The organism is Virgibacillus sp. AGTR (genome assembly GCF_016919725.2).
Taxonomy (GTDB): Bacteria; Bacillota; Bacilli; order Bacillales; family Amphibacillaceae; genus Virgibacillus; species Virgibacillus salarius.
Window position 1 is genome coordinate 1 of record NZ_JAJERH010000035.1, and the last position, 14,350, is coordinate 14,350.

Here is a 14,350-nt window from a genome sequence, read left to right on the forward strand (position 1 = left end):
TATTCATCATAGGGTCTGTATTTTCTTCTAAGTTCTTCTAATTCCTCTTTTTTGGCTAATACTACGTTTTTAAGAAAAGTTTTAGGTTGATTTTTTGCAGGTTGTAGCTTTCCAGATTTAACTAGATGACCAACTCTAGCTTTAGATATTCCTAATATTTCAGCCGTTTCAACAGTAGAAAGTAAATTCTCATTTAAAAAATCAAGAAAGTCGGCATACTGATTCAAACTGATATTTCATAAAGTCCTATCGCTCCTTTTTATGGGAGATAATTAACAAGATAACTCTAAATACATGGATTAAGATTGTTAAAGCATATAATGCAATGATAATAATGTAGGTGTAGAATGAAGTTTAAGTAATGCTAGGAGCTCGTAACATGTGAGGTTTTTATGAGGTCTCACAGGAATCTCACCAGTAATAATAAAATTTCGAAATAAAGCGCAATCCCATAACTATTTTTAGATGTTTTTTCGCTTGAAATAATTAAATAGAATGTTGATGAAATCCTGAATATTTATCTGAATTATGGGCGGCATGATGTAATTCATGCTCCAAAACTCTTGATAAATAAGGATTATTGAGTTATTTGCTAACAAAATACTAACATGAAGTAACAGAGATTTCTCAATGGGTTTCAACTCTTGAGAAGTCTCTTTTTGTCTATTCACTGCTTGAAGTAGGTTGGATTTATAATTTTCTTAGAAAAAACAGTGAAAAAATTTAGAATTTAGCCGGGAACGCTCGTGACTTTAGTCGTGGGATGAATTGGTTGCGTATATGGTGTACAGATTAGATACTGAAGGTAGATTTCTGTATATCAAGTATCCGGCATGATAAAAGTTTACTAAAAAGGTTTCTTTAATGAGGGCAACTTGCTGTTTTGGTGGTGTATTGCTGAAAAGAAAATATCAAAAAAATTGAAGATGAAAGAAAAACGATATAAAAAAGAATACATGACTTTTATAGATGACTCAAACAAAGTAAAATTAATGTGAAGTCTTGTCACTAAAGAGAACAAAATAGAAGAGGGATTCAAGTAAAAAATACACACAATTATACAGGACTTATGGTAATCCTCAGAAATTATAGAATGATAAAAAGGTGTGGATATGGTGATGGCGACAAAAAAGAATTCACAAGCTTGGGAAGGGGCAAAAACACGATGTCGTTTGAATGAGACTGATATACAAATGGCCAAGGAGTTGAGGATGACACCAAAGAGCTTAATTAAAAATATCCCAGTCCCTAATCAAAAAAGGAAAGCAACTGTTAAAGTATGGATTCGTAATCTTTATGGGGAGATGTTTGGAAGGGTCCTAACAGTTAACCCAGCTCTCAGTAAAGCATTAAGAAAATCTATGAAGCAAGAAGATGCGATTGTATCTAAACGCTGGGTGGATGAGGAGGACTTACCGTTTTGAAGAAATCTAAGATTAATCGATTATCTGAGGAAGAGATAAAAGTTATATTGAGAGCATCTGATGAAATTATTGCAAAAGGAGGAAGAACACTTCTTGCTAAAATCTTAAAGGGTTCACGGGAAAAGAAAGTATTGCAACTGGGGTTGGATAGGTGTCCTGTCTATGGTTATTTTAAGTCAGAGAAACTAGATGAAATTATGAAAAAAATTGATTGGATGATTGATTATGATTTTCTAGAAATTGAGTATGACGGAAAATTTCCAATGATTGTTTTCACAGAGCGGGGTTGGTACATAGAGTCCGATCAATATGCTGATGAACTTTTAAATGAATGGAAGGAATGGGCCAAACAGGGAAAACAAAATCCTGATATGAGCTATTTAAAGGATCGGAATAGGAAAATGATTCTATTATTGCTTGAGAAGATTAAAGAGTCCGGAGATCAAGCGTTTATTCCTTATTTAGAATTATGGGAGAAAGTTGATTATAAAAAGGTAAGAGCTGAGATTCGAACAACTATAAATGTAATAAATAGAAATGAGCCGATTGATCATTCAGTTGTAAAAGCAAGGACAGAATCTATAAATAAAGCACTAGAGGGCTTAGAGCCGCATGACCTGCTTTTAAAATGCTGGATATGTGGAGTAAGATTTACTTTTACAACGGGAGAGCAACGATTTTATGAGAAAAAAGGCTTTTCATACCCGAAAAGATGTAAAAAGTGTCGTAATGAAAAGGATATCTAATTCTCTTATTAACAAGTGAGTTTAGTAAGAAATTTTTAAATGAAGAATATTCGGATGTAATTAAAAAAGTTAACATGAATCTGTTACACCTAATTGGACAAGTTAGTTAAGGTCAGATAGACTTGGCTCAAATAAAAGCCGAGGAGATTTTAAAATGCCCAAACGAGCGAGAAAATATTTTTCCAAAAAATTCAGGTGATGTAATAACGCCTGAAACCCTATGTGAAGGAGTTTGTTTGATAACCCCTGAATAACATACCTTTTGTTATTTAATAAAAAGGATTTACTTTATATTGTAGAGAGCTTCTGATTAGTTTATTGAACTTTTGAGAAGCTCCTTTTTAATTCTATAATTCTACTTATAGTTAAATGATGGAAAGTCCTAACTGTATTGTTGACATGAGTTATCATATGAAATACTATAATATTAAATGAAAATGATTATCATTATCAAAAAAAGGGGAATACATATGCTAAATAAACAATTACATAAAAAATGGGGATTACTTTTATTTGTTGTACTTATGGTTACACTGCTTGTAGCTTGTGGATCGGAAGAAACTTCTTCAGAAAACGCTTCGTCTGAGGAAGGGGAGAAGTCTTCAAGCGAGAATTCAAAAGAGCGGGAAATTGATCACGCTATGGGGACGACAACTATCAAGGGAACCCCTGAAAAAGTTGTGACGCTGTACCAAGGAGCAACGGATACCGCTATTGCATTTGGGGTGGAGCCAATAGGAATCGTTGAGTCCTGGGTAGAGAAACCTATTTATAAGTATCTTAGAGATGATTTAGAAGGAACGAAATTAGTGGGGGAAGAGACACAGCCAAATTTAGAAGAGATTGCGAAGTTAAAACCGGATGTTATTTTTGCATCGAAACTTCGTCATGAGGGAATCTATGAAAAACTAAATAAAATTGCTCCCACTGTAGCCATTGATCAAGTCTATGAATTTAAGGAAACAGTTAAATTAATGGGAGAAACGTTGAATAAGCAAGATAAATCAGATGAAATCTTGACCAATTGGGATGAACGGATTAAAGATTTCAATAAAAAAGCTGCCGAAAAGTTAGGAGATGAGTGGCCGCTAAATGTTTCTATCTTGAACTTCCGAAGTGATCATGCTCGTATTTATTTTGATAGTTTTGCCGGAACGATTCTTAGAGAAGCAGGCTTCACTAGACCAGAGAATCAACAATCAGATGAATGGGGTATGAAGCTAACCGACAAAGAAAGTATTAATGAAATGAACGCTGATGTTTTCTATGTTTTCATGAGTGATGACCCAGCGATTAAAGATAATTATAAAGAATGGACGAACCACCCTCTTTGGCAGAATCTGGACGCTGTAAACAATGACGAGGTTCATATGGTCGATGAAGTTATATGGAACATGTCCGGTGGAATTCAAGCCGCAAACTTAATGCTGGACGATTTGTATGACAGGTTTGATTTAGAAAAATAAATGACGAAAGATAGGAGGATTTCTCCTATCTTTGTTTCTTTGGGGAGAAAAATAATGAACAAATTTATAAACAATCGACATATAAGGTGGATAACGCTTCTTGTTCTATTGCTTTTATTTGTAATTGCATCTTTTTTAAGCATATTTTTAGGAAAAACCTCTATACCTCTCTCTACAGTTTGGGACGCCTTCTTCCATTATGACCCTTCCGACACAAATCAGGTCATTATTCGTACGTCGCGCTTAACCCGAACATTAATTGCTATTACCATAGGAGCAAGTCTATCCATTGCCGGAGCGCTTATGCAAGCATTGACGCGTAACCCATTAGCAGCACCTGACATCTTTGGGGTGAATGCAGGAGCACTATTTTTTATCGTCGCTTCAGCTACCTTCTTTTCAGTAGAATCCTTAAGCGGGTATATGTGGATTGGCTTTATAGGAGCTGGACTTGCGGGGGCGATCGTATATTTACTAGGTTCAATGGGGGAAGATGGCTTGTCTCCAGTTCGCATTGTCTTAGCGGGTGCTGCAATTAGCGCGCTTTTTATCTCATTCACGCAAGGGATGCTCGTTTTGGATGAACAGCGTATACAAAGCGTGTTGTTTTGGCTAGCTGGTTCTGTGGCGGGTCGGGAATTAAGCCTTCTTCTACCGGTTCTTCCTTTTATCTTAGGAGCCATTATTATTTCGTTATTGGTTGGAAAGCCACTGAACATTCTTATGTCTGGTGACGATGTGGCTAAAAATCTTGGGCTAAACACCAGTTTGGTTAAATTGGTAATCGGAATCATTATTGTGTTTTTAGCTGGAGGCTCTGTAGCTATAGCAGGATCGATGGGGTTTATTGGCCTGGTTGTACCTCACATTGTTAAAGGAATCACAGGACCAAATTATCAATGGATTTTACCGATCAGTGGTATATTCGGGGCTACTTTGCTATTATGTGCTGATATCGCAGCACGACTCGTCATTGCCCCTCAGGAAATGCCTATAGGAGTTATGACGGCTCTTTTCGGAACGCCATTTTTCATTTATATAGCTAGAAAAGGGGTGAAGAAAAGTGGGTGACTTTTACACAATCAGAAGTGAAAATGATAAAATTTCAATGCAATTTCATAAAAAGTCGTTGTTTATTTTGATTTGCTTATTATTGCTTACGGTAGTTGTCTTTATCATAAGCCTTTCAGCAGGAAGCAGTTATATTCCTGTGGGAGCGGTTTTTCAAGAGCTCTTTAGTGAAAGCGATTATCCTTTTATACTTCATGAACTCCGAATGCCCCGTGTAATAATGGGTTTCCTTGTGGGTGCAGGGCTTGGAGTTTCCGGGTTAATTCTACAGGGGATGATTCGTAATCCTCTAGGTTCTCCGGACATTGTAGGAGTAACAGGAGGGGCGTCTGTAGGAGCGGTTTTGTTTATTGTTTTTTTACTGGGTGAGATGAGTGTCAATTGGCTTCCCTTGGCTTCGATTATTGGAGCAGCAGTTACATCAGCTATTATCTATTTATTATCATGGTCAAATGGGGTGACTCCCATGCGATTAATTCTTATTGGAATTGGCATTTCTGCATTGACCAATGCCATAGTGACCATGTTTATGGTATCAAGTGAGTCTGCCATTGCTTCTAAAGTATATCTATGGTTAACCGGAAGTTTATACGGTGCCAATTGGCAGGAAGTAATCATTCTCCTTCCCATTATCCTTACCTTGATCTTTCTCTCGCTATTTTTTACAGGGATTGTAAATGTCAAGCAATTAGGAGACGATATAGCGATCGGTATGGGTGTTCGAGTTCAATTTTTCCGCTTTCTATTACTTGCTTTGAGTGTTGCATTAGCTGGCGCTGCTGTTTCTTTTGCAGGTGGCATAGCTTTTGTTGGGCTTATCGCTCCTCATATCGCTCGGATTATATTGCATAAATCGTTTGCTAATTTAGTAGTTGGTTCTGCGCTTATCGGATCGTTAATAGTGATGGGAGCTGATATCATAGCTCGTACGGTCTTTTTGCCATCGGATATTCCTGCTGGAGTATTTACAGCTGGGATTGGGGCACCATTTTTCATTTATTTACTATACCGCAACAGAAAGGGGTTTCGTTAATGATTCCTGTTCTTGGATTAATGGAAGAGGTAAAATGTATTGAATTTTTAAATCATCAAATGCAGCGAATCTATGCTCCCAACTTAAAGGTTACTGCGTCAATGATGATGAAGAAGTACGCTCAGGTTCTTCCAGCTCAGGTATTGGATTCCATGTTATGGGAAGAACAAGCCAAAATCATTCCCCTTTCCTCTTGCACCATTAGCGAGCAGTTGGATATTAGGGTAGATGCTCTACAGGTCAAATATACTGACTCACGACAGGAGGCTTGGGAGGGGCTTTTTGCTTATCATATCTTGCCATTGTTGCAGGCGTTTCACCAGGTGACAAATATTCCTCTTTTTATTTTATGGGAAAATGTAGCGGTTCGGCTCAACTCTTTCTTTAGAAAAGCAGTGGAGAAATATCCCGATCATCGCCAAAGAATTATTGAACTTGCTAGAGAATTGAATCAATTGGATGGAAGCTATTTTGATTGTATGAATCATCCTATGAGTAGTTATCTGACTAATCCCAATTCTCTTAGTGAACAAAAAATAAGGCGTACGTGCTGCTACTTTCATAAGCTGGAAAAAAAGAAGGAAACACTCACACACTGTCTGGTGTGTCCACTTCATAATAAGAATTGTTCGTCTTAAGAAGAGTGGAGGATCGACGGCAGTAAATGTCCAATTTGTTTAACTACCATCCGTGGAGATAAACAAAAGCCCACGGATTAAAGTTTCATTTTATATAATGTTAGGCTGATTTTCATGTGATTCACCAATAGGCATACAATTTCAGCTTGTTTTTAAAAGCATAGCTAATAGGAATGACAATGGATTATATATCTTATTAATCTAAAAATTTTACAGTGTATTGACTTTGCTTGTAGAGATTACTATAATCGTGAAGTTACATGATGAGGTGTATAAATTAATAGTTGAATTTAGTGGCTTTAGAGGTTAAGAAATAGTTAATTTCTAAAGTCTTTTATTTATCCCGCATATAACTGGCAGTAAGACCCCACATCAAGCAATAAAGAGAACCTAATATTGGTGAGTAGGGATCAACTGCCAGTAAATGTCCGATTGGTTCACCTAACAATCCGTGGGGGATAATACGCCACCCCACGGATTGAAGTTTCACTTTATCCCGCATATAACTGGCAGTAAGACCCCACATCAAGCAATAAAGAGAACCTAATATTGGTGAGTAGGGATCAACTGCCAGTAAATGTCCGATTGGTTCACCTAACAATCCGTGGGGGATAATACGCCACCCCACGGATTGAAGTTTCACTTTATCCCGCATATAACTGGCAGTAAGACCCCACATCAAGCAATAAAGAGAACCTAATATTGGTGAGTAGGAATCAACTGCCAGTAAATGTCCGATTGGTTCACCTAACAATCCGTGGGGGATAATACGCCACCCCACGGATTGAAGTTTCACTTTATCCCGCATATAACTGGCAGTAAGACCCCACATCAAGCAATAAAGAGAACCTAATATTGGTGAGTAGGAATCAACTGCCAGTAAATGTCCGATTGGTTCACCTAACAATCCGTGGGGGATAATACGCCACCCCACGGATTGAAGTTTCACTTTATCCCGCATATAACTGGCAGTAAGACCCCACATCAAGCAATTAAGAGAACCTAATATTGGTGAGTAGGGATCAACTGCCAGTAATTGTCCGATTGGTTCTAGGGCCTTTAGGTCATACCCTTGTGGTACTACCAAACCATGGGGATAAACAAAGCTCCCACTGATGGAAGGTTTACATTTAATTTTTTGGCTAGGGAGGTTATTTATATGAAAAACATTATAAAAGATGTGCTTCTAATTATAGTCGGATCTTTTCTGATTGCTGCATCCGTTCAATTTTTTGTTATTCCGAATAGATTAGGTGATGGAAGTACAATTGGTATGTCTCTAATTCTATACTATTTATTTCAGATCCCAACAAGTATAAGTACGTTTATCATCAATCTTATTTTTATAGCGATCGCATATAAGTTCTTAATGAAAAGAACGATATTTTATACCATATTAGGTGTTGCCATGAGTTCTTTATTTCTTGGTATCCTAAGCTTTGTTCCGTTTGGTATTGAAGATATGGTGTTAGGCATTGTATTTGGCGCATTATTACTTGGGACTGGTTTAGGTCTGATTTTCATCGCTGATGGCTCGACCGGTGGAACAACTCTTCTTGCATATTTATTAAATTACACAAAGGGATATAGCTTTTCTAAGAGTCTATTTTATATGGATAGCATCATCATAGCAGCTTTCATATTTATTATTGGAATTAATAATATGTTATATAGCTTTATATTTGTCTATTTGTGTACAAAAATAGCGGATCAAGTAATTGAAGGTTTCCATAATAAGAAAGCGATGACGATTATGTCAGATAAATATGAAGAAATTTCTAACGTAATTACAAACGAATTTGGTAATGCTGCCACGATTTATTATGGATATGGATACTACGTCAATAAAGATAAAAGAATTATCTATACGGTTATTAAAAAGACGGAGCTTTTAAAAATCAAAAAGAAGGTGCAAACCATTGATCCAAGTTCCTTTGTTGTCATTCATGAGGTGAAAGAAGTTGTTGGTGGGAAGCTAGGATTTGTCACTAGTGGAACTCGTACAAATTAAAATAAAACAAGCTTCCACGAGGGGCTTGTTTTACTTATATAATCCTAATCAATATGGTAGGGTTAGAAACTGTGAAAAGGAATTAAACCAAAAGAGAATTTTTTGTTATTAAATGTACATCTGATTTAGTTTTCATTAACAACTATCATGTATAAAAGGGTGAACGACCCACTATCGGTAGTAAAGAAAAAGACGATGGTCTAAATCGCCTTTACATTAGTTTTTTTCTATAGCATTCCATAAGTCGTTTAATCGGATTAATATTCGTTCTATTTTATGGTCCTCATTAAGATTTGCTTGCCCATCAACAACTTCAACGTCTGATTTTTCACTGCCCTCTTTTTGGTACAGTACCTCAACTGAAAAGTTATAAATAATCTCTTTAGAATCTGTTTTTTCAAATTTGATATCTTTTACTTGCAGCGTGTATTCGTTTCGTATAGGAATGATCATTAAAACTGCACCGTAACTATTTACAAATTCCATATAGGCTGTATCATTGGCAAAATATTCTTTAAAACGCTCTTTATCATATTGGATACTGTCTTCTATAGATGTATCACGATTAAATATTTGCTTCAATTCAGCATCTGGACCATTAAGAGCATTCTGTAATACAGTTTCTATTGTCTTTATCTGTTCTTCTTGAGTTGTTACAACGTCACTAGGTGTTGGTTCCGAATTAAAAGGTAATACAGCTAACCCAAGCGGAATTAAGACGGCTACACATGCAAGCGTAGCTATATACGGAAGAACTTTTGAAGGTATTCTTCTCTTCTTACGTACAGGCTGAACCTGTGTCCACATTTCTTCTTTCAATCCTGTTGGCACTCTAATCGAATCTATCTCCTTTGTTACGTGTTCCTTTAACCTTTGTTCATTCTGATTATTCTCCAACACGATTTTCACCTCCTAACGTATACTGTTCGTATAATTTTTGTTTTGCCCGAAATATTCTTGATTTCACAGTTCCTAGTTTAATAGATAGAAGGTTTGCAATTTCTTTCTCTGTTAATTCTTCCATATATTTTAAAATCAATATTTGTTTTTGTTCAGGTGGAATGTTGTCTAAATAATTTTCTAACTCATCAATTTCAACGTTAAACTCATCTGACTTTGATAGATAGTTTTCTTCTTTAAATTCATATGCTATTTGCTTTTTGTTTTTATTATAGATATCAATAGCTGTACGTGTAGCAATAGTAGTTATCCAAGTATTAATTCTTGCATGCTGGTTGATTTTGTTCAAATGTTTGAACGCTTTTATAAAAGTATCGTGTGTGGCATCTTTTGCTAGTTCTTCGTTTTTTAAAATAAAATAAGCTGTTTTGTACACCTTTTCAAAATGGCTTTCATATATTTCCTTTTCATTTAGACGGCTGATTTCAACCACCTCCCTTTATCTCACATATAACTGGCAGTAAGACCCCGATCCCAAGCAATAAAGGGAAACTAATATGGAAGTGGGGAATCGAATGCCGGTAAATGTCCGATTGGTTCCAAAGCCTATAGGTCATACCCTTGAGGTAAGAACAATCAGTGGGGGGATAAATAACTCCCACAATGGATTGAAATTTCCCTTTATATATACAGACTGAATAACATTCCGAAAAGTTCCGCTTTTTAGGAAAAAATAAATTTTACAATGTCAATATTTCGAGCTTTTCATCCAAAGTCCAGACTAAAACAAGCGATACCTTTGAAGTATCGCTTTAGAAGATGTTCTATAGCTCATCTTCTTATCCCACATATAAGTGGCAGTAAGCCCCCCACTCCAAGCAATAAAGAGTAACCAATATGGAAAAGTGGGGATCAACTGTCAGTAAATGTTCGATTGGTTCCAAAGCCTATAAGTCATACCCTTGAGGTACGAACAATTAGTGGCGGGATAAACCAATCCCCATTCTGATTAAAGTTTCCCTTTATCATATCAATAAAATATTCACTTCAACAGCTCCGTTTAAGGGAGGGGTTTAACCATTTTTTTGTTGTAGTAAATTATAAACAGATTGTATAAGCAAAGCATTAGAAAATTTCCTTTTCCCTATTCTGACTAATTCAGAAAGCTCCTTCTTATTCAAGAATAGCTTATCCCTTTAATAGAATCGAAGAATTACCCAACATATTGAAGAATCAATTGATATAAAGCTATGGAAAGCCCTAGAATGCTTGCTTTTATTTTAGAAGGATGGTTTCTTCCTTTGCTGTGAAACAAGTACAGGAAAATTACTATAGACCCTAAGGGAATCCATAGCTCAAAGCTTCCCTGCTCGGTAGTATGAGAATAAAACGGAGCAATGTTTGTACTTATTAGAAAGTAGAAGAAAATCGTAAAACGTCGTGTTTCTAATTGCTTACTCCACCTTACTAAAAAGAAAATAATGATTATTGCCATAATGGTAATGTGTAAAGGGGGTAGAATAATAGCAGCATTCCCAAATTCGAATTCCATTTTGTATTTCCCTCCCTTTGCATATTGTATCACCATTTATCCTAAATATAACTGGCAGTAAGGCAAGAAAAGCATATAAGCGTATAGTCATTTTGAATAATTCCGTCTAATAACCCATTCCGGCAGTAAACTTTATCACCGCACTAAGCACATGTTCCATGCCCATCAGGAGAAACTGTCAAAGCGTTATGATGCATAATAATAGAGATTGCTGAATTACTTAAAAGTATGGAGAAACGATGGAGCGGATTTTATGGAGTTCGTTTTCTGCGAGAATTAATAAAAAGTTAACGTTGATTAACGAATAACTTATGAAGCAATAAATATTAATTATATAAAGAACCCCAATCTAGGTGTAAATCTCACATTGTGAAATCTGAGGTTTAGCTATAATTCAACTATTTTTTTAGGAGGGAGAAACATTAAAAGATCAGTTATAGTTCTGTTTGCAATCGTTTTACTATCGTTGTCTATAGCTATGTTTGGAAGTATGGTGGCAGCGGAGAATTCCTCTTCGGATTTGGGAGAAAAGTCTTTACAAATGAAAGTAATGACGTACAACATTCGCCATGGAGAGGGAATGGATGGTAAATTGGATTTAGAACGAATAGCGGAACAAATTCGTCAGTCTAATGCGGATATCATCGGTCTTCAGGAAGTAGATAATCATTGGTCAGAGAGAAGTGACTTTAAAAATCAGGCTAAAGAGCTCGCTGAAATGTTAGATATGCATTACGTTTTTGGTCCCAATCTTAACTATCCACCTGAAGAAGGACAGGCTCATAATCACCAATATGGAACAGCGATATTAAGCAAATATCCTATTCTTGATTCAAAAAACTACAAGTTAACGAAATTGACAGATGATGAGGAGCAAAGAGGGCTATTGGAAGCACAAGTATACGTTGCTGGGGGAGAAGTATGGTTCTATGTAACACATACCTCACATTTGAGTTCTAATGTACGTGCAAGGCAAGTAGAGGACATAGTGGATATTACTTCTAGGCATAATAATAACGTATTGGTGGGTGATTTAAATGCCACGCCTAATGCAACTGAAATGCAATCACTTTTTCAAATTTATACAGATGTCTGGTCTGTTAATCACGATGGCTTGGGATATACGTATCCGGCGGATTCCCCTACAAAAAGAATCGATTATGTTTTAACATCTCCAAGACTAAATGTCAGTTCCAGTCAGGTAATTCACTCATTGGCATCTGATCATCTTCCTTTAGTAGCAGATATTACGATTAAACCAGGAGAGAATCCGCTTCATGCAGATGGGATGACAAAACTAATAGAATACTTTGAAGAAACAGGTTTAATCACAAATAAGGGCGCAGTTCATTCTTTAATCATGCATCTGAAAACGGTCAGTCATTTTGAGGGTGAAAATTTTCCTCAAAAAGTCGTCAAGCATTTGAATGGATTTCAAACATTGATTAATCAGCAGAAAAAGAATCAATTAATTTCTGATGAGGTATATCAGAAGCTCAAAAGGGATGCGGCTTATCTTATAAACAAGTGGCAAAGGTTGGATTTAGGGGATCCATGGTTGGAAGAATCTCGTGATAAGAAGGAAATTGCACCTGGCCTATCACATACACATATTGACCGTGGAAACCCAACTGAAAATAATGGGGTTCAAAACACAGGTCCGTGGAATATTGATGTTTTAGAAGTCAATCCAGATAAATTTAAAGGTGAAATTAGGTCATTTTTATCCAATGATGTGGTTAAGGGGAAGGAACAATTGACAAGTATATCGCAACGCATGAATTCACTTGCTGCTGTGAACGGGGGATACTTTGTTGTAGGAGCAAACGATGGGACACCAGGTGATTTAGCAGGTGTTTCAATGGTGAATGGGGAAGTTGTTAGTGAATCAGTAGGGGATAGAACGAGTTTATTGTTTTCAGACTCGAGTGAAAACAAGGCCTCTATTGCAAATGTGGAAACAGATTTAAAAGCTATCTCCTCAAATGGGGAAAAATCAATTATAGATGGTCTGAATAGAAAGCCAGGGTTGATCCGTAGTTGTGGTGGTACTTCAGAGGACGAACGAAAAGAAGATCCAAAACACGATGTCACATGTACAGATGATGACGAACTAATTTTGTTTAAACCCATTTTTGGAGATGAGACGCCGGCAGGAAATGGCTTAGAGGTTGTTTTAGATGCAAAAGGGAAGGTAACGGATATTCGTCATAATAGAGGTGGCAATATCCCAGTAAATGGGGCAGTGCTTGCTGCCACTGGAGACACTATAAAATGGTTAAGCCAAAATGCTCAGATCGGTATGTCAATCGAAGTTGAAACTCATTTATTATTAGATGGGAAATCGGTGCCAGCCAAAAGGTACACTAGTATTATAAATGGAGGACCACGCATTCTGGATGACGGAAAAATAGATATTCACTCAGAAGAAGAAGGGTTTCGTTGGAGCGAAGACTTTTTCAATAGTTTTGTTAAAAGCCGTCACCCTAGAACACTTGCTGGCATTAAAGCAAATGGTAATATAATCTTTGTAACTGTAGATGGTAGGGATCCAATGAATAGTGTTGGAGTAACCTTTGAAGAGTCGGCAAAGCTTATGAAAAGCTTGGGTGCTTATGAAGCAATGAATCTTGATGGTGGAGGATCCACAACAATGACAGTTGGAAGTCAATTAATTAATCATCCTTCCGATAATTCAGGTGAAAGAGATATTGGTGATGCTATTCTATTCCTGCCAAAATAATTGATGTCACCATACAGGGTAAAAAGAAATATTACAAAAGGGAAACATGATCATGAAAATATTTTAGAATTATTTTTTGCTGTCGATCGCATTGTTACATGCGGCTTTTCTTTGTTGAAAGAATGATAGAATTAAAAAAACTTCGTAATTTCCAGCAAGGACATTCTCTAAAATGTAATAATTTTTAAGTATGTTATTGGTACTAAAGGGAAGTAATGTACAGCTCCTTTCCCCAACCTGTAATGGAGTAGAATGGGTAACTTAAAGGGCAGATGCCCTTTAAGTGTCCTTTCAGCCTGACGTGCAATTTCAACTGAGGTGTATGCATTAATTATATTGATCCCGAGAGATACTTGCGGAAGAATTACACCGATGATGAGTATGCTGAATACATTGGTTGAAAACCAAGCAGGATGTGAAATCACGTTTATCCACGCAGTACAGAATCGTGAAGTTCACGCGATGAGGGAACATGTAGATAATTTACGCAGGAACACCAAAACGTTACTTCTTTTGTATGTTATTTAAATACTATCGAGGAATCATAAGTTTGAAACGCTCGCTTTGTTGAATTAGACGCGATAAAATGGAGGAATGCAAATAAAAGAAGATGAAAAGGCGCTGCGCTTTCAAGGAATACTTCAAGAAGTATTGAAACCTATAGCAGAAAAATTGAAAACGATAAAAGAAATTGAATCTTTTAGAAACGGACAAGAAGAATTAAAAAAGATGGTGGAAGAAAGACAAAGGACTAGTTAAACCTTCT

Annotated in this window: 15 protein-coding genes; 10 read left to right on the forward strand and 5 right to left on the reverse strand. The window is 36.5% G+C overall.

All coding sequences use genetic code 11. The features are described from left to right. On the reverse strand, window positions 1-227 hold a 227-nt coding region (locus tag JUJ52_RS13295), incomplete at its 3' end, for a helix-turn-helix domain-containing protein (RefSeq protein WP_228088997.1). Between the two features lie 891 nt (window positions 228-1,118). Here JUJ52_RS13295 and JUJ52_RS13300 point away from each other — a divergent pair. The 6 genes from JUJ52_RS13300 to JUJ52_RS13325 all read left to right on the forward strand — a co-directional run bounded on the left by JUJ52_RS13300 (window position 1,119) and on the right by JUJ52_RS13325 (window position 6,378). Further along, window positions 1,119-1,424 (forward strand): hypothetical protein, encoded by a 306-nt coding sequence (locus tag JUJ52_RS13300; RefSeq protein WP_121605855.1) that lies wholly within the window; start codon window positions 1,119-1,121, stop codon window positions 1,422-1,424. Next, window positions 1,421-2,170, forward strand: coding sequence for an RQC-minor-1 family DNA-binding protein (locus JUJ52_RS13305; protein WP_205389563.1), 750 nt, complete (start codon window positions 1,421-1,423; stop codon window positions 2,168-2,170). Before JUJ52_RS13300 ends, JUJ52_RS13305 begins: the two co-directional genes overlap by 4 nt. Window positions 2,171-2,640: 470 nt before the next feature. Then, on the forward strand, window positions 2,641-3,636 hold the full coding sequence (locus JUJ52_RS13310; protein WP_205389564.1) for an ABC transporter substrate-binding protein: 996 nt from the start codon (window positions 2,641-2,643) through the stop codon (window positions 3,634-3,636). 54 nt (window positions 3,637-3,690) lie between these two features. Continuing rightward, window positions 3,691-4,707 (forward strand): FecCD family ABC transporter permease, encoded by a 1,017-nt coding sequence (locus JUJ52_RS13315; RefSeq protein WP_205389565.1) that lies wholly within the window; start codon window positions 3,691-3,693, stop codon window positions 4,705-4,707. Beyond that, the gene (locus JUJ52_RS13320) at window positions 4,700-5,740 is read left to right on the forward strand and encodes a FecCD family ABC transporter permease (protein WP_205389566.1); all 1,041 of its coding nucleotides are present in this window, start codon (window positions 4,700-4,702) and stop codon (window positions 5,738-5,740) included. The genes JUJ52_RS13315 and JUJ52_RS13320 overlap by 8 nt, the downstream gene beginning before the upstream one ends. Further along, window positions 5,740-6,378, forward strand: coding sequence for a hypothetical protein (locus JUJ52_RS13325; RefSeq protein WP_228088998.1), 639 nt, complete (start codon window positions 5,740-5,742; stop codon window positions 6,376-6,378). Before JUJ52_RS13320 ends, JUJ52_RS13325 begins: the two co-directional genes overlap by 1 nt. A 334-nt stretch (window positions 6,379-6,712) precedes the next feature. Here the strand turns inward: JUJ52_RS13325 and JUJ52_RS13330 are convergent, their stop codons facing one another. Continuing rightward, window positions 6,713-7,465, reverse strand: coding sequence for a hypothetical protein (locus tag JUJ52_RS13330; RefSeq protein ID WP_205389568.1), 753 nt, complete (start codon window positions 7,463-7,465; stop codon window positions 6,713-6,715). Between the two features lie 72 nt (window positions 7,466-7,537). Here JUJ52_RS13330 and JUJ52_RS13335 point away from each other — a divergent pair, with 72 nt between their 5' ends. Next, window positions 7,538-8,389 (forward strand): YitT family protein, encoded by an 852-nt coding sequence (locus JUJ52_RS13335; RefSeq protein WP_026679786.1) that lies wholly within the window; start codon window positions 7,538-7,540, stop codon window positions 8,387-8,389. Window positions 8,390-8,605: 216 nt separating this feature from the next. On the opposite strand, the gene JUJ52_RS13340 is transcribed toward JUJ52_RS13335, so the two are convergent. The 3 genes from JUJ52_RS13340 to JUJ52_RS13350 form a co-directional block, all read right to left on the reverse strand. Next, complete coding sequence (locus JUJ52_RS13340) at window positions 8,606-9,289, reverse strand: hypothetical protein (RefSeq protein ID WP_026679787.1); 684 nt, start codon at window positions 9,287-9,289, stop codon at window positions 8,606-8,608. Beyond that, window positions 9,276-9,782, reverse strand: a complete 507-nt coding sequence (locus tag JUJ52_RS13345) for an RNA polymerase sigma factor (protein ID WP_121604553.1) — start codon at window positions 9,780-9,782, stop codon at window positions 9,276-9,278. The genes JUJ52_RS13340 and JUJ52_RS13345 overlap by 14 nt, the downstream gene beginning before the upstream one ends. A gap of 720 nt (window positions 9,783-10,502) precedes the next feature. After that, complete coding sequence (locus JUJ52_RS13350; protein ID WP_166530722.1) at window positions 10,503-10,841, reverse strand: hypothetical protein; 339 nt, start codon at window positions 10,839-10,841, stop codon at window positions 10,503-10,505. 541 nt (window positions 10,842-11,382) lie between these two features. On the opposite strand from JUJ52_RS13350, the gene JUJ52_RS13355 reads away from it, so the two are divergent. From JUJ52_RS13355 to JUJ52_RS13365, 3 genes are all read left to right on the forward strand, one after another. Beyond that, window positions 11,383-13,584, forward strand: a complete 2,202-nt coding sequence (locus JUJ52_RS13355; protein ID WP_228088999.1) for a phosphodiester glycosidase family protein — start codon at window positions 11,383-11,385, stop codon at window positions 13,582-13,584. Window positions 13,585-13,959: 375 nt separating this feature from the next. After that, entirely contained in the window at window positions 13,960-14,112 is a 153-nt protein-coding gene (locus tag JUJ52_RS13360; RefSeq protein ID WP_228089007.1) for a hypothetical protein, read from the forward strand. Between the two features lie 66 nt (window positions 14,113-14,178). After that, window positions 14,179-14,343, forward strand: coding sequence for a hypothetical protein (locus JUJ52_RS13365; RefSeq protein ID WP_205389569.1), 165 nt, complete (start codon window positions 14,179-14,181; stop codon window positions 14,341-14,343). Window positions 14,344-14,350 lie beyond the last annotated feature (7 nt).